The organism is Streptomyces sp. XH2, assembly GCF_049725035.1.
GTDB classification, from domain to species: domain Bacteria; phylum Actinomycetota; class Actinomycetes; order Streptomycetales; family Streptomycetaceae; genus Streptomyces; species Streptomyces roseoverticillatus.
Window position 1 is genome coordinate 43,053 of record NZ_JBMMMZ010000006.1, and the last position, 22,026, is coordinate 65,078.

The 22,026-nt window shown below is 73.3% G+C and carries 16 protein-coding genes and 2 pseudogenes; 13 read left to right on the plus strand and 5 right to left on the minus strand.

The genetic code is table 11. The features are described 5' to 3' along the window. Nucleotides 1-80: 80 nt before the first annotated feature. Entirely contained in the window at nucleotides 81-2,711 is a 2,631-nt protein-coding gene (locus ACOTKD_RS13485; RefSeq protein WP_424889156.1) for a SpoIIE family protein phosphatase, read from the minus strand. A gap of 332 nt (nucleotides 2,712-3,043) precedes the next feature. Between ACOTKD_RS13485 and ACOTKD_RS13490 the strand changes: the two genes are divergently transcribed. Then, nucleotides 3,044-4,498 (plus strand): MFS transporter, encoded by a 1,455-nt coding sequence (locus tag ACOTKD_RS13490; protein WP_424889157.1) that lies wholly within the window; start codon nucleotides 3,044-3,046, stop codon nucleotides 4,496-4,498. Here the strand turns inward: ACOTKD_RS13490 and ACOTKD_RS13495 are convergent. After that, complete coding sequence (locus tag ACOTKD_RS13495; protein WP_424889158.1) at nucleotides 4,452-5,237, minus strand: enoyl-CoA hydratase/isomerase family protein; 786 nt, start codon at nucleotides 5,235-5,237, stop codon at nucleotides 4,452-4,454. The genes ACOTKD_RS13490 and ACOTKD_RS13495 overlap by 47 nt on opposite strands. A gap of 208 nt (nucleotides 5,238-5,445) precedes the next feature. On the opposite strand from ACOTKD_RS13495, the gene fabG reads away from it, so the two are divergent. The 10 genes and pseudogenes from fabG (at nucleotide 5,446) to ACOTKD_RS13545 (ending at nucleotide 14,587) form a co-directional block, all read left to right on the plus strand. Continuing rightward, nucleotides 5,446-6,267, plus strand: a complete 822-nt coding sequence (gene fabG / locus ACOTKD_RS13500) for a 3-oxoacyl-ACP reductase FabG (protein WP_424889159.1) — start codon at nucleotides 5,446-5,448, stop codon at nucleotides 6,265-6,267. A 112-nt stretch (nucleotides 6,268-6,379) separates the two neighbouring features. Further along, the gene (locus tag ACOTKD_RS13505; RefSeq protein ID WP_359104621.1) at nucleotides 6,380-6,631 is read left to right on the plus strand and encodes an acyl carrier protein; all 252 of its coding nucleotides are present in this window, start codon (nucleotides 6,380-6,382) and stop codon (nucleotides 6,629-6,631) included. Beyond that, nucleotides 6,631-7,260: pseudogene (locus ACOTKD_RS13510) on the plus strand (beta-ketoacyl synthase N-terminal-like domain-containing protein); the annotation flags it as partial. The gene ACOTKD_RS13505 and the pseudogene ACOTKD_RS13510, both read left to right, overlap by 1 nt. A gap of 233 nt (nucleotides 7,261-7,493) precedes the next feature. Next, complete coding sequence (locus ACOTKD_RS13515; RefSeq protein WP_424889467.1) at nucleotides 7,494-7,865, plus strand: hypothetical protein; 372 nt, start codon at nucleotides 7,494-7,496, stop codon at nucleotides 7,863-7,865. Next, nucleotides 7,862-8,704, plus strand: a complete 843-nt coding sequence (locus tag ACOTKD_RS13520; protein ID WP_424889160.1) for an SDR family oxidoreductase — start codon at nucleotides 7,862-7,864, stop codon at nucleotides 8,702-8,704. The genes ACOTKD_RS13515 and ACOTKD_RS13520 overlap by 4 nt, the downstream gene beginning before the upstream one ends. Next, on the plus strand, nucleotides 8,701-9,849 hold the full coding sequence (locus ACOTKD_RS13525; protein ID WP_424889161.1) for an AfsA-related hotdog domain-containing protein: 1,149 nt from the start codon (nucleotides 8,701-8,703) through the stop codon (nucleotides 9,847-9,849). The genes ACOTKD_RS13520 and ACOTKD_RS13525 overlap by 4 nt, the downstream gene beginning before the upstream one ends. Then, complete coding sequence (locus ACOTKD_RS13530) at nucleotides 9,846-10,847, plus strand: beta-ketoacyl-ACP synthase III (RefSeq protein WP_424889162.1); 1,002 nt, start codon at nucleotides 9,846-9,848, stop codon at nucleotides 10,845-10,847. Before ACOTKD_RS13525 ends, ACOTKD_RS13530 begins: the two co-directional genes overlap by 4 nt. Continuing rightward, nucleotides 10,835-12,340 carry a coproporphyrinogen-III oxidase family protein gene (locus tag ACOTKD_RS13535; protein WP_424889163.1) on the plus strand — a complete coding sequence of 502 codons (1,506 nt, stop codon included), beginning with the start codon at nucleotides 10,835-10,837 and terminating at the stop codon, nucleotides 12,338-12,340. Before ACOTKD_RS13530 ends, ACOTKD_RS13535 begins: the two co-directional genes overlap by 13 nt. A gap of 5 nt (nucleotides 12,341-12,345) precedes the next feature. Beyond that, nucleotides 12,346-13,254, plus strand: a complete 909-nt coding sequence (locus tag ACOTKD_RS13540; protein WP_424889164.1) for an alpha/beta fold hydrolase — start codon at nucleotides 12,346-12,348, stop codon at nucleotides 13,252-13,254. Beyond that, nucleotides 13,244-14,587, plus strand: a complete 1,344-nt coding sequence (locus ACOTKD_RS13545; RefSeq protein WP_424889165.1) for an FAD-dependent oxidoreductase — start codon at nucleotides 13,244-13,246, stop codon at nucleotides 14,585-14,587. Before ACOTKD_RS13540 ends, ACOTKD_RS13545 begins: the two co-directional genes overlap by 11 nt. Here ACOTKD_RS13545 and ACOTKD_RS13550 read toward each other — a convergent pair. The 3 genes from ACOTKD_RS13550 to ACOTKD_RS13560 all read right to left on the minus strand — a co-directional run bounded on the left by ACOTKD_RS13550 (nucleotide 14,559) and on the right by ACOTKD_RS13560 (nucleotide 18,887). After that, entirely contained in the window at nucleotides 14,559-15,215 is a 657-nt protein-coding gene (locus ACOTKD_RS13550) for a 4'-phosphopantetheinyl transferase family protein (RefSeq protein WP_424889166.1), read from the minus strand. The two genes, ACOTKD_RS13545 and ACOTKD_RS13550, sit on opposite strands and share 29 nt — an antisense overlap. Nucleotides 15,216-15,239: 24 nt before the next feature. Next, nucleotides 15,240-17,297 (minus strand): phosphocholine-specific phospholipase C, encoded by a 2,058-nt coding sequence (locus ACOTKD_RS13555; protein WP_424889167.1) that lies wholly within the window; start codon nucleotides 17,295-17,297, stop codon nucleotides 15,240-15,242. 630 nt (nucleotides 17,298-17,927) lie between these two features. Beyond that, nucleotides 17,928-18,887, minus strand: coding sequence for a CapA family protein (locus ACOTKD_RS13560; protein WP_424889168.1), 960 nt, complete (start codon nucleotides 18,885-18,887; stop codon nucleotides 17,928-17,930). Between the two features lie 110 nt (nucleotides 18,888-18,997). Here ACOTKD_RS13560 and ACOTKD_RS13565 point away from each other — a divergent pair. Together ACOTKD_RS13565 and ACOTKD_RS13570 are read left to right on the plus strand one after the other, a co-directional pair. After that, nucleotides 18,998-19,783: pseudogene (locus ACOTKD_RS13565) on the plus strand (helix-hairpin-helix domain-containing protein); the annotation flags it as partial. Between the two features lie 68 nt (nucleotides 19,784-19,851). Next, the gene (locus ACOTKD_RS13570) at nucleotides 19,852-21,447 is read left to right on the plus strand and encodes a recombinase family protein (RefSeq protein WP_424889169.1); all 1,596 of its coding nucleotides are present in this window, start codon (nucleotides 19,852-19,854) and stop codon (nucleotides 21,445-21,447) included. Nucleotides 21,448-22,026 lie beyond the last annotated feature (579 nt).

Below are 22,026 nucleotides of genomic sequence, written 5' to 3' on the forward strand. Positions count from 1 at the left end.
CGGCGCCGGGCCCGTGCAGGGGCCCGGCGCCGGCTTCGCCGCGCCCCGGGCGCCGCCCGGACCGGCCTGTTCCCGCCGCGTCACGGCAACGGCTGTTCCGCCCAGATGACCTTGCCCTCCGGGGTGTACCGGGTGCCCCACCGCTCCGCCAGCTGGGCGACGAGGAACAGGCCCCGGCCGCCCTCGTCCTCCGCCGCGGCGTAGCGCAGGTGGGGCGAGGTGCTGCTGCCGTCGGCGACCTCGCAGATCAGGGCGCGGTCGCGCAGCAGGCGGACGCGGACCGGCCCCGAGGCGTGGCGGATGGCGTTGGTGATGAGCTCGCTGAGGATCAGCTCGGTGGTGAACGCGGCCTCGTCCATGCCCCAGTCGGACAGCTGCTGCGTGACGTCGGAGCGGGCGCGCGAGACGACCGCGGGGTCGGAGGGCAGCTCCCACTCGGCCGACCGGTCGGCCGGGAGGAGGCGGGTGCGGGCGACGAGGAGGGCGATGTCGTCCCGCTGCCGGGCCGGCAGCAGGGCGCTGATCACCGCGTCGCAGGTCTCCTCGGGAGTCCGGCCGGGGTGGGTCAGCGTGTCGCGGAGGATCGCGAGGCCGGCGTCGATGTCCCGCTTGCGGTCCTCGACGAGGCCGTCGGTGTAGAGCACGAGGCTGCTGCCCTCGGCCAGCTCCAGCTCCCCGGCCTCGAAGGGCAGCCCGCCGAGGCCGAGCGGCGGCCCGGCGGGCAGCTCGGGGAAGACGACCGAGCCGTCGGGGCGCACGAGCGCCGGCAGGGGGTGCCCGGCCCGGGCCATGGCGCACACGCCCGTGGCCGGGTCGTAGATCGCGTACAGGCAGGTGGCGCCGGCGATCGGGGCCTCCTCGTCCATGCCCGCGGACTCCAGGTCGATGCGGCCGACGAGCTCGTCGAGGTGCCCGAGGAGCTCGTCCGGCGGCAGGTCCAGGGCGGAGAAGTTCTGCACGGCCGTACGGAGCCGGCCCATCGTGGCGGCGGCGTGCAGGCCGTGGCCGACGACGTCGCCGACGACCATGGCGACGCGCGCCCCGGGCAGCGGGATGACGTCGAACCAGTCGCCGCCCACCCCCGCCTGGGCCGGCAGGTAGCGGTAGGCGATGTCGAGGGCGTTCTGCTCGGGCAGGCCGCGCGGCAGCAGGCTGTGCTGCAGCGTGACCGCCATGGCGTGCTCGCGCGTGAAGCGCCGGGCGTTGTCGATGCACACCGCGGCCCGCGCCGCCAGCTCCTCCGCCAGGGACAGGTCGTCCTCCTCGAAGGTGTCGTTGCCCTCCGTCCGCCAGAAGTTGGCGATGCCCATGAGCACGCCGCGCGCCTTGAGCGGCACGGTGATCAGGGAGTGGAAGCCGTAGTCCAGTATTTCCTGCGTCCGCTCGACGTCCTGGGTGCGCCAGCCCGCGGACGCCGCGAGGTCCGGCACGAGGATGGCCTTCCCGCTGACGAAGCCCGTGGCCTGGGGCGTGGGCGCGGCGAACCGGTGCACCTCGCCCGCCCGGTACAGCGGGTGGTCGTCGCGGGCTCCGCTGAGCGCCACCCGGCGCAGCTCGGGCGCCTCGGCGCCCGCCCCCAGCACGCGGGGCTCGTCGCCGCGCAGGACGGGCTCGGCGAGGTCGACGGTGGCGTAGTCGGTGAACCGGGGGGAGGCCACCTGGGTGAGCTCCTCGGCGGTGCGCTGGACGTCGAGCGTCGTGCCGATGGCCACGCTCGCGTCGTACAGCAGCTTGAGCCGTTCCCGGGCCGCCTCGGCCCGTCCCGCGAGCGCGCGCAGCTCGGTGGAGTCGCGCAGGGTGGCCACGCTGCCGGGCGGGCCGCCCCGGCGGTCCGTGGGCCGGTTGTTCACCGCGAGCAGCCGGTCCCCGACGGGCAGCACCTCGTCGTTGGCGACGCGCCGGGACGCCAGCAGCTCCGCCATCCGGGGGTCGAGGCCGAGCCCGGTGACCGGCCGCCCCTCCACGTCCGGCGGCAGGTCCAGCAGCCGGCGCGCCTCGTCGTTGGCGAGCAGGACCCGGCCGTCGCCGCCGACGATGACGACGCCCTCGCGCACCGCGTGCAGGACCGCGTCGTGGTGTTCGTACATCCGGGTCATCTCGGACGGGCCGAGGCCGTGCGTCTGGCGCCGCAGCCGTCTGCTGACGAGGGCCGCGCCGCCCGTGGCCAGGGCGAGCGCGGCGCCGCCGGCGGCGAGGACGAGCGGCAGCTGCCGGTCGACGGCGCTGCTCACCGAGCTGACCTTCAGCCCGGACGAGACGAGGCCGACGACGTTGGCGTGGTCGTCCTCCACGGGGACCACGGCCTGCACCTCCTCGCCGAGGGGGCCGTGGACGCTCTCGATGGTGACGTGCCCGGCCTGCGAGGGCGCGATGGTGCCGATGAACTGCTTGCCGATGAGCTCGGGCCGGGGGTGGGTGTACCGCACCCCGTTCCGGTCGGTCACGACGATGAAGTCGACGCCTGCCTCCTTGCGGGCGGCCTCGGTCAGCGGCTGGAGCACCTTGCTGGGGTCCGGGCCGCGCAGCGTCTCGACCAGGCCGGGGCTGTGGGCGAACGTCTGTGCGGCGGCGAGCGATCGGTCGCGCGCCGCCTGGAACCTGTCACTCCGCGCCTGGAGCACCAGCGTGACCACCGCGGCGACGACGAGCAGCAGAATGATCAGCAGCTGCAGCAGGAACATCTGACCGGCGACACTGCGGCTGCGCGCCATCGACCGGAGACGTCCGGCCGACGGCACCCGTGAGCCGTGCTGCGACTGTCCCGGCTCACGCCTGCTGTCTCGGCGCCGACCGGTGAACCAGCGGCCCGAGGGCCCCGAGGAGCGGTCCCGGATTCGGGCCATATCCCATGTCTACCCCGCCCTCTTCCGCGGCGCGAACGGGAAGCGCCCGCCGTCACCCTCGGTAGCGGCCCCGTGGCCCGGCGATCCGCGGGCGGCGCGCGTGTCCTTGTCCGGCCCGGCCGCCGCGGCATACAGTGTCCGGGCTCCGCCAAGGGTCCGACTCCCCGGCCTGTGCCCGACGTCTTGTTGGTGAGGTCCCCGTGAGCAGCCGGCCGCCGTCACGCCGCAGGTCCGTCACCGCCGTCACCCTGGTCGGGGCGTTCATGGCGTTCCTCGACGCGACGATCGTCAACATCGCGGTCCCCGACATGGCGACCTCCTTCCCGCGCAACTCCCTGGGCGACCTCTCCTGGGTCCTCAACGGCTACAACATCGCCTTCGCCGCCTTCCTCGTCCCCTTCGGCCGGCTCGCCGACCGCTGGGGCCGCAAGCGCTCCTTCCTCCTCGGCCTCGGCGTCTTCACCGCGGCCTCGGGGCTGTGCGCCCTCGCCGGGAACGTGCCGCTGCTCGTGGCGGCGCGGGTCCTGCAGGCGACGGGCGGCGCCCTGCTCGTCCCGACGTCGCTGGCGCTGCTCCTGGAGGTCTTCCCCGCCGCCCGCCGGGCCGCCGCCGTCGCCGCGTACGGGGCGGCCTCGGCGGTCGCCGCGGGCATCGGCCCGTCCGTGGGCGGGGTGCTGGTCGCCCTCCGCGGCTGGGAACTGGTGTTCCTGGTCAACCTGCCGCTGGGCGTCGTGACGGCCGCGGCCGGGTGGCGGGTGCTGACCGAGAGCCGCGAGCCCCGCGGCCTGCCCCTGCCCGACCTGCCCGGGGCCGGCCTCCTCGGCGTCGCCGTCGGGTCCCTGGCCCTCGCCGCGGTCAAGGGCCAGGACTGGGGCTGGGGATCATGGGCCGTGCTCGGCTTCCTGGCCCTCGCCGCCGCGGCGCTGCTCGCGGTGGCCCTGCGCTCCACGCGCCACGCCGCCCCGGTCGTCGACCCGGCCCTGCTGCGGCTGCGGTCCTTCTCCGTGGCCAACGCGGCGTCCCTGCTCTTCGCGATCGCGTTCTTCGCGACGCTGCTGTGCAACGTCCTCTACCTGACGGCGGTGTGGGACTACTCCACGCTGCGGGCGGGCCTCGCCGTCACGCCCGCCCCGATCGCCGCGTCCCTGGTGGCCCTGCCCGCCGAACGGCTGGCCCGCCGCTTCGGGGCCCGGACGGTGTGCGTCGCCGGGATGCTGGTGTTCGCGGCCGGCACCTGCCTGTACGGGACGTGGATCGGGCCGCACCCCGACTTCGCCGGCGCGTGGCTGCCCGTCAGCGCGCTCACCGGGATCGGGGCCGGGGCGAGCCTGCCCGGCCTCGGCGCGGCGGCGCTCGCCGACGTCCCTCCGGCCCGGTTCGCCGTGGGCACCGCCGCCAACTCCGCGGCCCGCCAGACCGGCGCCGTGCTCGGGGTCGCGCTGCTGGTCGCGGCGGTCGGCACGCCCGCACCGGACGCCCTGCGCCACGCCCTGCAGCGGGGCTGGCTCCTCGCCGCCGCGAGCACGGTGCCGGCGATCCTCCTCACCCTCTTCCTCGCGGCCGGCACCGGCCGGGCCGGCCCCGCTCCCGCCGCCGCGGAGGAGGAGGTCAGCGCCCCTGGAAGCGCGGCCACTCTCCGTCGAGCAGAGCCGTGATCCCGTGCCGCATGTCCTGCGAGGCGACGCCTTCCGCGAAGTCCCGGCGCTCCAGCTCCAGATGCCCGGCCAGATCCGTCGACAGGCTCCGGTCGAGCAGCCGTTTGGCGCTGCGGACCGCGTGCGGCGCGGCGTCCGCCAGTCCCCGCAGGCGCGCCAGGCCCGCCCCGACCAGCTCCTCCGGCTCCACCACCGCACTCACCAGGCCCTCGCGCTGCGCCTGGGCGGCCCGTAGCACCGGCTGCTCCAGCAGGAGCTCCAGGGCGCGCGGATAGCCGACCACCCGGGGCAGGAACCACGCCATGCCCGCATCGGTGGACGCGCCGATCGCCCCGTACGCGAAGTGGAACGACGCGCGCCGCGAGGCCAGCCGGAGGTCGCAGGCAAGGGCGAGCGAGAAACCGGCCCCCGCCGCCTGGCCGTTCACGGCGGCCAGCACGGGGCAGCCGATGGACCGTACGGTGAGCACGACCTCCGAGAGCAGCGACGTCAGACGATCGCCGTAGGCGGCGGCGTCGAAGGAGGCGCTCGACAGGGCCCGGTGGTACGCGCGGACGTCCCCGCCGAGCGAGAACGCCTTGCCGGCTCCGGTGATCAGCACCCCGCGCAACGCGGTTTGCGCCGCCAACTCGCGCAATGCGGAACGCAGGTCCGTGAGCAGCTCGGCATTCATGGAATTACCCGTCGCGGGGCGGTTCAGGGTCAGCAGGGCGATGCCGTCCTGCGTTTGCACTTGCACGCAGGGCGATTCCACTCGTCCGGTACATGTCGAATCCGCCGGCCCGGCGGCCGAATTCTCCTTCATGGAGGCGAGGTTAGACACGACACCTGTAACCGACAACCAGTCAAGAACGACTAGTGACTTTCCAAGATCACCGTTCTAAGGTCCAGACAGCAGCGACCGCGAGGTCCTTGCTGAACAGCGCTGCCCGCTACGGGGGAAATGCATGTCGCGCAACGCTCAGTCCTGTCCGGAAACACCGACCGAGCACCACCCCGCTTCCCGCCCCGCCGGTTCGGCCCTGGTGACGGGGGCCTCCCGCGGCATCGGCGCCGCGATCGCCCGCGCCCTGGCCGCCGACGGCTGGCCGGTCACCCTCTGCTACCGGCAGGACGAGGCGGCGGCCGGGGAGGTCGCGGCGGCGATCGAGCGGGCGGGCGGCACCGCCCTCGCCGTCCGCGCCGACGTCACCGACCCCGGCGCCGTGGAAGCGCTCTTCACGGCGGCCGAGGCCCGCCACGGCCCGGTCCTCGTCCTCGTCAACAACGCGGGCATCCGCGCCGACCAGGTCTTCGCGGCCATGGAGGAGGCAGACTGGCAGCCGGTGCTGGACACCAACCTCGGCGCCGTCTACCGCACCACGCGCCGGGCCCTGCCCGGCATGACGAGGGCGCGCTTCGGGCGCATCGTCAACATCGGCTCCGTGCTCGGCCGGCAGTCCCTGCCCGGCGTGGCCAACTACGCCGCCGCCAAGGCCGGGCTCGAAGGGCTCACCCGGTCCGTAGCGATCGAGACCGCACGGCGCGGCATCACCGTCAACGCCGTCGCACCCGGCCTCGTCGACACCGGGCTCGTCCGCGACGTCGAGTACCTCAGACGCTCCGCGCGCACCGCGATCCCCCTGCGGAGGGCCGCCCGCCCCGCCGAAATCGCGGCCTGCGTCCGCTTCCTGGCCTCACCCGAGGCCGGATACGTCACCGGCACCACCCTGACGGCCGACGGCGGGCTCTCCGCGGCGGCGTTCGTCCCGCAACCGCCCCACGGCTGATTCCGCCGTTCCGTTCCGTTCCATTCCCCTTCCCGCCACCGCATTTCCCCGCCCTTTTCCTTTGACCGACCGGCCTTAACGGCCCGTGCGACAGCGAATCGGAGAGTTCCGCATGACCACTGTGCCCGACCGCGCTTCCCTGACGGCATTCGTCACCGAGTCACTGGCCGATTTCGGCGCGGAACCGGACCTCATCACACCGGACGCCACTTTCGAGGATCTGGAGATCGACTCCCTCGACCTCGTGGAACTCGGCCAGGCCGTGAAACGGCGTTTCGGCATACAGGTGCGCCCCAAGGACATGGACGGCGTCAAGACCGTCGGAGAAGCCCTCGACGTCATCTGCCGCACCGCGGGGATCTGATGGCCGCCCGTGCTGTGGCCGTCACCGGTGCGGGCGCGGTCACCTCCCTCGGCACCGGCACCGGCCTGCTCCACCGGCGCGCCGTGGCCGGCGAGAGCGCGTTCACCGGCGGCGAGGGCCGCTGCACGGACTTCGACCCGGCGCCCGCCCTCTCCCGGCGCGAGGCGCGCCGGACCGACCGGTTCTGCCAGTTCGCCCTGGTCGCCGCCGAGGAAGCGCTGACCGGGGCCGGCTGGGACGGCCGACTCCCGTACGATCCCGGGCGCGTGGCCTGCCTCGTCGGCTCGGGAGTCGGCGGCCTGGCGACCTTCGAGGCGCAAGCGACCGTCCTGGCCGCCGACGGCCCCGAGGCCGTCTCCCCGCTCATGGTCCCGATGATGATGGCCAACGCCGCGGCCGCTCAGATCGCCCTGCGCCACGGCCTGCGCGGCGAGAGCCACTGCGTGATCTCCGCCTGCTCCGCCGGCGCCCAGGCCATCGGCGCGGGACTGCGCCTGATCCGGTCCGGCGAGGCGGACGCGGCCGTGGTGGGCGGCGCCGAGGCCGCCACGTCGCCCATCGTCCGCGCCGCGTTCCTCAACGCCGGCGCCCTCTCGCCGACCGGTGCCTCCGTGCCCTTCGACCGCGACCGCGACGGCTTCCGGCTGGGCGAAGGCGCCGGCGTCCTCGTCCTGGAGGACGCCGAGGCGGCCCGCGAGCGCGGTGCGCCGGTCCTCGCCGAACTCGCCGGCTACGCGGCCAGCACCGACGCCCACCACCTCACGGCACCCGACCCGGCCGGGGGGGGCGCCGCCCGGGCCCGCCGGGGGCGCGCGGCGGCCCCCCCCCCGACGCCGGCATCACCCCCGCGGACCTGCACTACATCAACGCCCACGGCACCGGGACCGTCCTCAACGACCGGGCGGAGGCGGCCGCGCTCCGGCGCGGCCTCGGCGACGCCCTCGCCGGCATCCCGCTCTCCTCCACCAAGTCGTCCGTCGGGCACCTGCTGGGCGCGGCCGGAGCCGTGGAGGCGGTCGCCACCGTCATGGCCCTGCACCACCGGACCGCACCGCCGACCGTCGGCCTGCGCGCCCCCGACCCGGAGCTCGGCGCGCTCGACCACGTCACCACCGCCCGCCCCCTCACCGCGAACGGGCGCGGCCCGCTCACCGCGATCTCCACCTCCTTCGGCTTCGGCGGCCACAACGCCGTCCTCGTCCTGCGGGCGGCCCCCGGCAGGAGGGCCGCGTGATACGGCTCCCCGGCCGGCGCTACGTGGTCACCGGCGTCCTCACCAGCGACTCGATCGCCTGGCACATCGCCAGGGAGCTCCAACTGGCGGGCGCCGAGGTGCTGCTGACGGGCCACGGCCGCAGCCGCCGGATCACCGAACTCGCCGCGGCCGACCTGCCCGGGCCGGCCGAGGTCCTGGAACTCGACGCGACCCGGCCCGGCGACTTCACCGCCCTCGCCACAGCGGTGGAGGAGCGCTGGCCCGCGCTCGACGGGGCCGTCCACGCCATCGCCGCCGCCCCGCCCGGCGCGCTCGGCGGCGCCTTCCTCACCACCCCGCCCGAGAGCGCCGGACTGGCCTTCCGCACCAGCGCCGCCTCCCTCCACGCCCTGGTCACCGCACTCGCCCCGCTCCTGCGGCGCGGAGCCGGCGGCGGCAGCGTCGTCGGCCTCGACTTCGACGGCTCCCGCGCCTGGCCCGGCTACGACTGGATGGGCGTGGCCAAGGCCGCCCTGGAGTCCGTGTGCCGCTACCTCGCCCTCTACCTCGGCGCGCAGGGAACCCGCGTCAACCTCGTGGCGACCGGGCCCGCCGACACCGTCTCCGGGCGCGGCGTCGCCACCTTCGACGCGCTCGACGCCCACTGGGCCCGCAACGCGCCCCTGGGCTGGGACAGCGCCACGGCCGCGGCCGAGGTGGTGCCGGGCCCGGTGCTCTTCCTGCTCTCCGGGCTGGCCCGCGGCATCACCGGTGAAGTGCTCCACGCCGACGGCGGAATGCGTGCCGCCGGGATGGGGCTGCCCGCCCCCGCGAGCGCGGCCGCCGGTGGCGTGCCCGGGGAAGGCGGGGCACGGTGAACCCCGGTACGGAAACGGCCGGCACGGCCGCCGGCGCCGTCAACGGCGGCGACGCGGGCACCGCCTACGCCGGCACGCCGGCCCCCGGCTCCCCGCAGGACGCCCGTGCGGCGCTGACCGCCGACCGCACCGTCCACCGCCGCCTCGTCCACAAGCGCGCCGTCGAACAGGTCCTGACCACGGCCGTCGCGGAGAGCGGCGGGCGCCTGCTCGGCACGGCCCAGCTGCCCCGGCTGCACCGCCACTACAACGACACCGGCGCCCCGTACCACGACCTCCTCCTCGTGGGGGAGGCCGCACGCCAGACCGTCGAGGCCATCGTCCACGAACTGCTGCACGTTCCCCTCGACCGCCGCTTCGTGATCGGCGACCTCGGCATCGCCTTCACCGCCCTGGACGCGGTGCGCACCGGCCCCGCCCCCGCCGACCTCCGGGTGGAGCTGGACATCGAACGGCTGCGCCGCCGCCGCGACGGCGCGGTGCGCAGCCTGCGCGGCGCCGCGACCTGCCGCATCGGCGACCGCGACGCGGCCCGCTTCACCGGAACCCTGCTGTTCCTGGAGGGGGAGTCCTACGAGGACCTGCGCGCCGGCAGCACCGGTCCGCGGGCCCCGGCCGCCGGGCAAGTGCCGCCGCGCTGCGACCCCTCCGCCGTGGGTCGCACCGACCCCCGCAACGTCGTCATCGGCGGCCTGCGCACCGCACGGTCCGAAGGCAGCTGCAGGCCCGAAGCCGACGACATCCCCCAAGAGACCGAAACCGTCGCCGACATCGTGGCCGACCCGCAGGACCCCGTCTTCTACGACCACGCACTCGACCACCTGCCCGGCATGCTGCTGATGGAGGCGGCCCGGCAGACCGCCCTGGCCGCCTGCGCGCGCACCCGCGCCGTACCGGCCGGCGCCCTCCTCGCGACCGCCTGCCAAGCACGCTTCCTGGCCTTCGCCGAGCAGTCCGCCCCCGTCCGCTGCCGGGCCCGCCCCACCGGGACCACCGGCACGGGAACGGTCGCCGTCACCGTGGAACAGCGCGGAGAACCCGTGGCCGAGCTGGAGATCACGGTCGAGGACGTGCCACAGGCGGACCGCATCGGCCGCGAGGCGTGCGTGCCCACGCCCACCGCGCCTCCCGGGGGCGCACGATGACCACCGCCACGATCGCCGGCGTCGGCGCGGCCCTTCCCGCCACCGTCCTCGGCAACGACCACTTCACCCCCCTCGGCACCTCGCACGAGTGGATCGTCAAACGCACCGGCATCCACACCCGCCACTGGCTGGGCCCGGGCGAATCGCTCGCGGGCCTCGCCGAACAGGCCTGCCGGGAGGCGCTCGCCGACGCCGGCCTCGACGCCCGCGCGGTCGACCACGTCGTGGTCTCCACCGTCACCCCCGACCGCATCACCCCGGGCATCGCCCCCGAGCTCGCCACCCGGCTCGGCGCCCCCAACCCGCCCGCGATGGACCTCAACGCCGCCTGCGCCGGATTCCTCTACGCCCTTGACCACGCCTGCGCGCAGATCGAGTCCGGCCGGGCCCGCTGCGTCCTGGTGTGCGCGGCCGAGGCGCTCTCCCGCATCACCGACACCACCGACCGCTCCACCGCCGTCCTCTTCGGCGACGCCGCAGGCGCCGTCGTGGTCACCCCCGCCGGGCCGGGCTCCGGCGAGCGGCCCAGCTTCCGCCTCGGCTCGGACGGCCGCCACGAGGACCTGCTGTACGCCGACCTGACCGACCGCCTGCTGCGCATGAGCGGCCGCGAGGTCTACGAGTTCGCCGTCGCCACCATGGTCGAGCAGACCCGCGCCGTGCTGACCGGCTGCGGCCTCTCCCTCGCCGACGCCGGGCTCTTCATCGGCCACCAGGCGAACGCACGGATCCTGCGGGCCGTCGCCGCGGAGCTCGGCGTCCCGCCGTCCCGCACCGAGATCAGCATCGAGACCGTGGGCAACACCTCGTCGGCGTCCATCCCCTTCGCCCTGCGGCAGGCCCGCAACCGCGGCCGCCTGCGCCCCGGCGACCGGATCGTGATGGCGGCGTTCGGCGCCGGCTTCGTCTGGGGAGCGGGCGTCATCCGCTGGCGGGCGGCACCCCGAGCACACCCCGAGCACGCACTCCACGAGCAGGAGGAACCATGTCACCGGTGACCGCGCACCCGGAGCCGTACTACCTGGGAGACAGCCCCTCGCGGCCCGTCCCCTTCGACGGCGTCATGACCGTCTCGCACTACATCATGCCGAACTTCGCCACGATGGACTGGCACCAGGTCCCCCGCGAGAAGGTCGTCGAGAACATCCGCAGCCTGAGCGACCCGGGCGGCAACCTGAACGACCGGATCATGATGTACATCCACGTGCCCTACTGCAAGTCGTTCTGCCACTACTGCAACTTCAACCGCTACCACTACCCCAAGCAGGACTCCGAGCGGCTGGAGCGCTACACCGACTACCTCATCAAGGAGATCGACTGGTACATGCGCCAGCCGTACGTGCAGGCGCGCGAGTTCACCGCGATCTACATAGGCGGCGGCAGCCCCTCCACCCTCCCGGTCCCCGCCGTCGAGCGGCTGAGCGCCCACCTCCGCAAGGTCGTCCCCAACTTCGACACCATCGAGAAGTCCTTCACCGGCGAGCCCCGCACCCTGCGCCGGCCCGGGCTCCTCGACGTCCTCAAGGACCACGGCTGGGACCGCATCACCTTCGGCATCGAGACCCTCGACGCCAAGATCCACCGCAAGATCGGCCGCCTGGACACCCGCGACGACGTCGACGCCGTCTTCAACCGCATGCGCGACCTCGGCTACGAGGCCGACACCTGCGTCGACATGATGTACGACCTGCCCGGCCAGACCCTGGAGGGGTTCCAAAGCGAGCTCGCCGAGCTCCTCGACGCCTACGACCCCGCCGAGATCGACCTGTTCACCACCATCTACCTGCCCTACCGCCCCCTGCACAAGCTCATCATGGACGGCAGGGTCGAACAGCCCGGCAGCCCCTGGCAGCTCCTCGCCATGCGCGAGCACCTCTACGACACGCTCAGCGCGGCCGGCTACCACAACACCATCGCCGAGACCTGGTCCAAGCGCCCCGAACGCTCCCAGTACCAGACCGCGCACTGCGCCCGGCAGGACATCATCGGCGTCGGCTGCGCCGCCCGCGGCAACCTCCGCGACATGGTGTCGATCAACCCCGAGAAGGTCGACCAGTGGCAGGCCAACGTCGACGAACAGGGCGCCTCCACCGAGACGCTCCAGTCCATCGGCCACGACGGTGTCCTCGACCGGGTCATGGTGATGTTCCCCCGCTACAAGTCCCTCGACAAGGCACTGCTCCACAGCCACGCCGAACGGGTCGGCGAAGCCGCCTTCGCCCGCGTGCAGAACGTCATCGACGGGCACCTGGCGGCCGGCGTCATCGACGAGCACGACGACCGGTACACCGTCAACAAGCTCGGCGTCATCTGGCACGGCAACCTCCAGACCGACTACCTGCGCCACACCCTGAACACCAAGGGCGAGGTGCTGATGAACCACCTCACCGAGGCCCGCGCGGACTTCGACAACGAGGACCGCTTCGAGGTGACGCCCGAGACCGTCTACATCAAGGAACACGACGCCGAGTACCCGAGGCTGATGAAGTAGTGCCCATGAAGCAGCCCCCCGAGCCACCGCCGGTCCTCGCCCGCGTCGAGCCCGCGGACGGCATCACCCTGGTCGCCCGCGTCCTGCGGCGCCCGGAACCGGGCCGGCCGGTGGCCGTGGTCCTGCCCGCCATGGGCGCCGCCGCCCGCTTCTACCTGCCGTTCGCCCGCGCCCTGCACAAGGAGGGCCTCACGGTGGTCACGGCCGACCTGCGCGGGCAGGGCGAGGCGACCCCGGCGGTGGCCCGGGGCGTACGGTTCGGCTACCGCGAGCTGGCCGAGGAGGACCTGCCGGCCCTCGTCGCGGCCGTCCGCTCCGCGCTCCCCGGCCGCCCCCTCGTCCTCGTGGGCCACAGCCTCGGCGGGCAGCTGGCCCTGCTGTACGCGGCAGCCGGGCGCGAGCCCGTCGACGCGGTCGTCCTGATCGCCGCCGGCTCCGTCTGGTACCGCGGCTTCGGCGCCCTGCGCGGGCTGCGCAACCTCGCCGCCGGCCAGCTGTTCGCCGCCCTGGCCACCGTCCTCGGCTACTGGCCCGGGGAGCGGCTCGGCTTCGGCGGCACACAGGCCACCGGCGTCATGCGCGACTGGGCCCGGCAGGGCCGCACCGGCCGCTACCGCATCACCGGCAGCACCACCGACTACGAACAGGCACTCGGCCGGCTCGGGCTGCCGCTGCTCGCCATCGGCGTGGACAACGACACCCTCGCCCCGCCCGGCTCGCGCGAACACCTGCTGTCCAAGGCGCCGCGCGCCGCACTCGACCGCTGGCAGTACACGACGGACGCCGCCGGCGGAAAGCACATCGACCACTTCCGCTGGGTCCGCCACAACGCGGCACTGTGCGCACACCTCGCCCAGTGGGTGCTGAAGGCCACCGCCGCACCGTCCGGAAGGAGCGACCCCGATGCCCGTTGAGCCGCCCGCAGAGCCCGGCTCCCCCCGCGTGATCGTCGTGGGCGGCGGCTGGTCGGGCATCGCCGCCGCCTGGAACCTGCACCGCGCCGGCGCCCGCCCCCTCCTGCTCGACGAACAGCCCGCCCTCGGCGGCCGCTCCGCAGCGGCCCCGCTCGGCTCCCGCACCGTGACCCTCGGCGGCAAGAACATCGGCCGCAAGTACACCTCCTTCCGCGCGTTCGCCGCCGCCATGGGCGCCCGCGACGCCGACTGGGAGCACTTCGGCATCAACTCCTCCCGCATCGAGGACGGCCGTGTCCGCACCGTCGACAGCACCAGCCGGGCCGCGAGCCTGGCCGGGCTGCTGTCCGGCGTCCCCCTCCGCGACCTGGCCAGGATCCTGCGCCTCGCCCGCTACGTCCGCAGCGACCGCGCCAACGCCTTCCTCGCCGGCCCCGAGTTCGACCGCCTGGCCGCCCGCACCGGCGACCCCGCCCTCTCGGCGTACTTCGGCCCCGTCCTGCGGGAGAGGCTGCTGCGCCCCGCCGTCGTCCGCATGAACGGCGCCGAGCCCGACGAGACCCACCTGGGCACCTTCGGCACCAACCTCGGCATGCTCCTCGACAGCTTCGACCAGCTCACCGGCGGCTTCGACGGCATCCTCGGCCGCTTCGCCGGCACCGTCGAGACCCGCACCCGCACCCGCGTCACGGCACTCGCCGTCGAGGACGGCCGCGTCACCGGCGTCCGCGCCACCACCGGCGGCGAGACCTCGGAACTCGCGGCCGACGCCGTCGTCCTCGCGCTGCCCGCCCCCGCGTCCGCGGCGCTGCTGCACCCGCACCACCCGCGGCTCGCCCGCCTCCTGGGCCGCGTACGGTACTTCCCCGTCACCGTCGTCGTCGCCGCGTACGACCGGCCGGTCTTCGACGAGCGCGTCCGCGCCCTGACCTTCCCGCCGGGCAGCCCCCTGAGCAACGCGGGCGCGTACGGGGTGGGGGACCGGCACCTCGTCCGGTACACCTTCAGCGGCCGGGCTGCCCGCGCCCTGTCCCACGGCGAGGACGACCTGACCGACCTCGCCGAGAAGGAGCTCGGCGCCCACGTCGACCTCTCCGTCCCCCGCCGCACCGCCGCCGTCTCCGCCCGCTGGGAGCACGGCCTGTGCGCCTACTCGGCCTTCCACACAACGACGCTCACGGCCGTCGCCGGACTCGCGAAGGGCCTGCGGGGCCTGGCCCTGACCGGCGACTACGTACGGGGCGCGTCCGTCGAAGCCTGCTTCCGGGGCGCGTACGCGTGCACGGACGACCTCGTCCGCACGCTCATGCCCCTCCCGCGGCCCCCGGCCTGACGTCCACGCGGGCGGCGGGCGCCCTGCAGGCCACCGCCGCCCGGTAGCCGTCCGGCGCCCCCAGATCGCGCACCGTCCACAGCCCCACCGGGCCCAGCGCGGCGGGCAGCGCCAGGACCGCCGGCTCGCCCGGCCGCGCGCCCGGACCGGTCACGACCTCGGCGAGCGAGCCCGGAAAACCGCGCCCCCAGGCCTTGAGCACGGCCTCCTTGCGGGTCCACAGCCGGGCGAACTCGTCCGCCTCCCGCCCCGGCGCCGTGCCGCGCCAGGAGGCGGACTCCGAGGGAGCCAGGCACTCCTCGGCGAGGTCCCGCAGATGCGGCCGGGGGACGACGCGCTCCACGTCGACGCCCACCGGGCCGCCCGCGCACACGGCCAGCACCACCGCGCCGCCCGAGTGGCTGTAGCTCACGTACAGGCCGGGATCGTGGGCGAGCCGCGGCTTCCCGGCCCGGCTCCGCTCCCACTGCACCCGCGCGGGAGGGGCCTGGAGCCGCTCGGCGAGCCGGCCGCGGACCCACGCCCGGGCCTCGGCGCGCAGCCGCCGCTTGCCGGCCGTGTCCCGGGGGACGTCCGCGCCGGTGCGCAGCACCACGGACCACACCGTGACGAGCACACCGCGCGCCATCACCACCGCCCCTTCCGTGCGCCGCTACACCGTGCGGATCGCGGGGTCGCTCACCCCCGTCCCGCCGGTCTCGACGTGCCCGGCGAAGCGGCGCAGGAACGTGCCGTCCGTGTCGGAGACGACGGTCAGGTCGTACCAGCGCTTGCTGCGGCGCAGGTCCACAGCATGGACCAGCCGCCCGCCCGCGGGCACCCGGAACGTCTCCTTCTTCCCGCCGTAGGCGTCGGTGACGGTCAGGTTGCAGGTGCTGTTGCCCGCGTTCGTCATCGTCAGCGTGACCCCGCCGGTGCGGGCGTCGTGACGGGCGATGACCTCCGGCCCCGCCGCCTTGCCCGGCCCGCGGAAGGTGCGCAGGAAGCCGTTCGGGCCGAACACGGACAGGTCGTAGGTGCCCTTGGAGTAGGCGGTGTTCCAGGTGTCCGAGAGCTGCTTGCCTTTGCCTGCCGTGTACGTCCACGGGCCGTCGGTCCGGTTGCCGGAGGTGACGGTGAAGCACACGCCCGCCGCGTCGCCGCCGCCGAACGTGAGCGTGAACCGCCCGGTGGACGGGGTCGCGGAGCCGTCCACCAGCGGCGCGTACGGCAGCGGGCGGGTGGGCCGCGAGCCCTTCTCCTGCGCGGGCAGGGAGGGGCCCGCGGGCGGCTTCGGCACGTAGTCGGGGTGGCGCTTGCGGTCCGGCGGCTCGTAGGCCGCGGTGTCCGGCAGACGGGCCGGGCCGGTGTCCCGGAGGCCGAAGTCGAAGGCCGAGGTGAGGTCGCCGCAGATCGCGCGGCGCCACGGCGAGATGCTGGGCTCGCGCACCCCGAAGCGCCGCTCCACGAAGCGGATGACCGAGGTGTGGTCGAAGACCTCCGAGCACACGAAGCCGCCGGTGCTCCACGGGGAGACCACGAGCATGGGCACGCGCTGTCCGAGCCCGTAGGGGCCGGCGCCGTAGCGGGCGTTGCCGGCGAAGACGTCGAGGGAGGCGTCCACCGTGGAGAGGCCCCGGCCGGCATCGGCGGGCGGGAACGGCGGCAGGACGTGGTCGAAGTAGCCGTCGTTCTCGTCGTACGTGATGAACAGGGCCGTCCTGCTCCACACCTCGGGGTTCGAGGTGAGGGCGTCCAGGACCTGGGCGATGTACCAGGCGCCGTAGTTGACCGGCCAGTTCGGGTGCTCGGAGAAGGCCTCCGGGGCGGCGATCCAGGAGACCTGCGGCAGCTTGCCGGCCTTGACGTCCGCCTTGAGGACGTCGAAGTAGCCGCCGCCCTTCTTCACGTTCGTGCCGGTGCGCGCCTTCTCGTAGAGGGGCTCACCGGGCTTGGCGTTGCGGAAGCTGTTGAAGTAGAGGAGCGAGTTGTCGCCGTAGTTGCCGCGGTACGCGTCCTCGATCCAGCCCCAGGAGCCCGCCTTGTCGAGGCCGTCGCCCTCGTCCTGGTAGATCTTCCACGAGACGCCGGCCTTCTCCAGCCGCTCCGGGTACGTCGTCCAGTCGTAGCCCGCCTCCTCGTTGCCGAGGACGGGGCCGCCGCCCTTGCCGTCGTTGCCGGTGTGGCCCGTCCACAGGTAGTAGCGGTTGGGGTCGGTCGCCCCGATGAACGAGCAGTGGTAGGCGTCGCACACGGTGAACGCGTCGGCGAGCGCGTAGTGGAAGGGGATGTCCTCGCGCGTCAGGTAGGCCATCGTCCCGGTGCCCTTGGCGGGAAGCCACTGGTCGTACCGGCCCTGGTTCCAGGCCTTGTGGCCGCCCTGCCAGTCGTGGTTGAGGCCCGCGATGAACTGCATGCCGAGGTTCTCGGCGTCCGGGTGGTAGGGGAGCACCTCCTTGGCTCCGTCCGACTGGTGCCACACCGGCTTGCCGCTGGGCAGGGACACCGGGCGCGGGTCGCCGAAGCCGCGCACGCCCTTCAGCGTGCCGAAGTAGTGGTCGAAGGAACGGTTCTCCTGCATCAGGACGACGATGTGCTCGACGTCCTGGATGGTGCCGGCACGGCGGCGGGCGGGGATCGCGGCGGCACGGTCGATGCTGTTCGACAGGGCCGCGTAGCCCGCGGTCGTGCCGGCGATCTGGAGGAACCGCCGCCGGTTGAGTTCAGGCATGGGTGTGAGGACCTCGCGGGAGTCGGGACTGGAGCCGGGTGCTCCAAGAGCAGCGAGCGCCGGGGACGGGGCCGTGTCGTCGGTGTGACGGAGGGCGGTACGCGAGGCGAACGTAGCGGACGGGCCGTGAGAAGGGGAGCCCTCGGGGCCTGTCGGCCCGGGGCCGGAGAAGGATGCGCTCCCAGGGCCCGTCCGCCCGTCTTCGGTCCGTCCATGGCTGCCGCCCGGTCCGGCCGGACCTGCGTCACGGCGGCGACGACGGCCTACCGCGACGGCTCGTCACCATGGCGGCGGGGGCGGCGGAATCCGCGGGCAGCCGGCGTCGGAACCGGCACCGATGCCGGCGTTGTCACGCGCCCGGCGGCCTCAGGGCCGGCGGGCGCCCGTCCTGTCGCAGGACAGCGTCCGGCCTTCGCAAGCCTCCAGGTCCAGCGCGAGCAACTGCTCGTACGCGGCGGCCGGCAGGTCCGCCTCGATCACGACCGGGCGCCCGAGCGCTTGTCCTCCAGCAGGCGGCGGCCGTGGCGGCCCGGGCGGCCCGTCCCGTCCGGGCGGCCCACCGCGGGAGCGGCGCACCGCACCGCCGAGCACCCGCTTAAGCGCCGTGCAGGCCTCCTGGACACGGGCGGCTCACCCTTCGCCCCACTCCACCACGAGACGCCCGCCCGCCTCCGTCACCTCCGTGCCGAACGCGGCACAGGCCTGGCGGAACCTGCGGGCGATCCACGCGGCCTCCGCCGCGTCCGCGAGCCGCGTGCGGCAGAAGTCGAGCGCCAGCGGCACCGCCTCCACGCGGACGGGGCAGGTGCCGTCGAAGGTGACGAGGAAGAGCAGGCCCAGGTCGTTGCGGAGGTCGTCGTCCGTCGCGTAGTCGTCGACGAAGTCCCCGAGGTCGTAGAGAATCCGGTCCGCGACGCCGTGGAAGACGTGCGCGGAGTGCCCGGCGACGAGCGTGGCACCCGCGGCGAGGAACTCCTGCGCGGCGCGGCGGATGTACGCGGCGGGCCCGCGGGTCATGTTCGGCCCCCAGTGCGGGGTGACGAGCGTGACGTCCGTGGCGAGGCCCGTGACGGTCCGCAGCAGCCAGACCGGGGCGCCGGTCTCCAGATCCGCATGGGCGACGCCCGGCCGGTCCGGGCCCGCGGCGAAGTCGCGCGGGTGGTCGGTGACCCCGATGACGCCCAGCCGCAGGCCGCCCCGCTCGACGACCGCCGGCTGCCGCGCGGTCTCCTCGTCCCGGCCGGCCCCGGTCCAGGCGATCCCGGCGTCGGCGAGGTGGCGGACGGTGTCGAGCAGGGCCTCGGGGCCGTAGTCCAGGGCGTGGTTGTTGGCCAGGTTCACGCAGGTGACCCCGAGGTGCTGCAGGGCGCGCACGGCCACGGGCGGCGCCCGGAAGAAGAACGGTTTGAACGGGTCCCGCCAGCGCTCGCCGCGCGCGGAGACCGCGCACTCCAGGTTGAGGACGAAGGCGTCGGCCTCGTGCGCGACGGCCACCACGTCGTCGGCGAAGAGGCTCTCCGGCGGGTCGGTGGCCAGCCGCCCGGCGACCTCCCGGCCCAGCATGGTGTCTCCCGCGAGTGCGAGTTTCATGGTTCAACCACCTCCCGCGGGTGCTGTCCGTCCCCCTGCCCTTCATTGTAAAAATGGTGGGATTTACCGAGGAATGTGTGGAGTGTGGTCCCAGGGGGAACAGCAGACCCATGGCCCGGCCCAACGAAGAGGTCGAGGCGCTGCTGCAGGAGTACGCCGACCTCGTCACCATCACCGGCGGCGACGCCTACAAGGCGCGCGCCTACGAGAAGGCCGCCCGCGCCATCGGCGGCCATCACGCCGACGTCTCCCGCCTCGACCTCAAGGGCCTCCTCGCCATCCCCGGCGTCGGCAAGTCGATCGCCGAGAAGGTCCTCGAATACCTGCGGACCGGCCACGTCGCCATGGTCGAGGAGGCCCGGGCGGTCATCCCCGCCGGCGTGCGCGAACTGATCGCCATCCCCATGCTCGGCCCCAAGAAGGCCATGCTCCTCTACGAGGAACTGCACATCTCCTCCGTCGACCAGCTCCTCGACGCCCTCCACGACCACAGGCTCCGCGATCTCAAGGGCTTCGGCGCCCGCACCGAGGAGAACATCCTGCACGGCATCGCCCTGCTGCAGCAGGCCGGCGGCCGCATCCTGATCGACGCCGCCATGGACGTCGCCGAACAGATCACCGGCGAGCTCTCCGGCGTGGCCGGGTGCGAGCGGTGCGCGTACGCGGGCTCGCTGCGCCGGATGCGCGAGACCATCGGCGACGTCGACATCCTCGTAGCCGCCGACCGCTCCGACCCGCTGATGGAAGCCCTCACCGAGCTGCCGGTCACCGCCGAGGTCATCGCGCACGGCGAGAAGAAGACCTCCATCCGCACGACGAAGGGCCTGCAGGTCGACCTGCGCGTCCTGCCGCCGGACGCCTGGGGAGCGGGCCTGCTGTACTTCACCGGCTCCAAGGAGGCGGAAGCACTCTGACACCTTGCCTCAACGAGCGAAAACCGCAGGTCAGAGTGAAGATGGAAGACATGGGCACGGCACCCGAGCGCCCCCGCTGGGGCATCCTCGCCCGTAAGTCGAAGGTCTATGGGAAGGGCGACCGGCGTCGTGAGCTGAGCACCGAGGCGCAGATCGACACCGGCCACCGGGAGGCCGCAGAGGCCGGGGCCGAGGTGCCCCCGGAGTTCGTCTGGGCAGAGCTGGGCTCCGCGTTCAAGGACCGGGAACGCGAGGACTTCGACGAGGCGCTAGCCGCTCTCGCCGCAGGAAAGATCAGCGTCCTGTGGTGCTACCGGCTGGACCGGTTCAGCCGCAAGGGCGCCGAAGATCTTCTAAGGGTCATCGGCAAGGTGCGCGTCATCTTCTGGTACGACCGCTTGGACTCCATGGAGCCCGGGGACCGACGCCGGATCATCGACTATGCCGAGCAGGCTCGCGAGTACTCCGAACGCCTCTCACACAACGTGGTGCAGACCAAGCAGGTACAGCGTGAGCGAGGCGAGTGGCTGGGTGTCCACCCGTTCGGACTCAGGCCCAACCGGGACCGAAAGCTGGAGCACGGCGAGCGGTGGCCCGTGGTGGAACGGATCTTTTACACCCTCGCCGAGGGGAAGGTGTCCGGCCGGGGACTGGTGCTCGACATGAACCGGGAGGGCGAGTTGTCCCCCGGTGGCAAGGCGTGGTCCGTATCCACGCTGAGCCGAATCGTCAACCACCCCGTGTACGAGGGCTGGCAGATCATTCGGAACCCGGCTGGAAACTCACCCGTGAATCTCGTCTACAAGAACGCGCGAGGGCGCCGGGTCGGCGTGTTCGCCGAGGGGTTCGAACCCATCCCCGCGACGATCGTCAAGAAGGCCAGGCAGCACCTCAGCCGGCAGGACCCGGCACCCAACAGTCATCAGCTCCCCCAGCAAGGGAAAGCGCAATCGCTACTCGCCGATGCCCTACGGTGTCACGGCTGCAAGGGTCCTATGGTCACGGTGTCGCGGGAGTCCTACGGGTGCTACCGGCATCACCAGCAGGGCCTGGATTGCCCCGCTCCCGCGTTCGTGTCCAAGAAGCCTCTTGAGGACTACGCGGCCGTTCGCTGGATCAACCGCATCGGCGGTTCGGATGCCAAAGACCCGTTGCTGCTGGCCGTCGCGGAACGCTGGGCGCTCCTCACCCGGCCTGAGGAGACCCAAGCTCACCGAGAGGCCCTGGAGGCCGTAGAAACGGCTCAAAAGCGGATGCGGCGGCTCATGATGGACCGGAACAAGGGCCGTTACGACCTGATGGAAGACCTCTTCGAAGAGCACGAGAGGGAAGCGCTCCAAGACCTCAAGGACGCCCGGGCACTGCTCGCCGAACACGGACCCACAACATCGTTGGACGCCGTGGGATTCCTGACTGAGCCGGAGCAGGTCCAAGAGCTCTGGGATACGGCCACCCTGCCCATGCAACGGGACCTGCTCCGCTTGGCGATCGATTACGTGACCGTCAAGAAGTCTCCGAAGAAGGGGACAAGGTTCGACGGCAACCAGCGGGTGACGATCAAGTGGGCGAAGGCGGGAAAACCGGTGGCGCAGCAACCGGATGGTAAGCACGACGATGGGATCGGAACGCGAGCTGCCGCCGCGTGACCTCGCATCGAGGGCACAGCGAAAAGGGTGCTGCCCGTACCTCTTTTCCCTAATACGCACTAGAAGAAGAAGGAACGGGCAGCGCCTTTTCTGCTGGGCGTGATGCTCAGGGCGCCCAGCGGGGCACCGTGCCGACCGCTCCACCTGCTGTACCCCACCCGAACTTAATCAGGGTGCAAGGCCGAGAGCGCCACGCGCGTGCGTGCGCAGTATCGGAGCGACGCCCCGTAGCGCGGCCCTGCGTTGCCCCGTCCGGCGCGGTCCCGTGGTGACTCTCCTCCCACGGTTCGACCCCGGGCGGGGCGACAGTTCACTGCGTTGGCTTTGGTGCTCAGTGAAGCCACCAAGCAGCCCCGCTGCTGACGAGGGTGGTCGCAATCGCTATCAGCCACGAGGGAATGCGCTGAACGGCCAAGTAAAGCCCACCGCAGCGGAATTCAATCTGTGGCCTTTCATTTCGCTGGGCAAGGTCTTGCCTGGTCAAGGGCCCTCCCCTGGTGTGTGGATGCGTCCCACTCTACGCACCCCGAATGGGGCAACTGGCCCTGGATCACGAAAAGTTCAGCCGCATGGATGGGC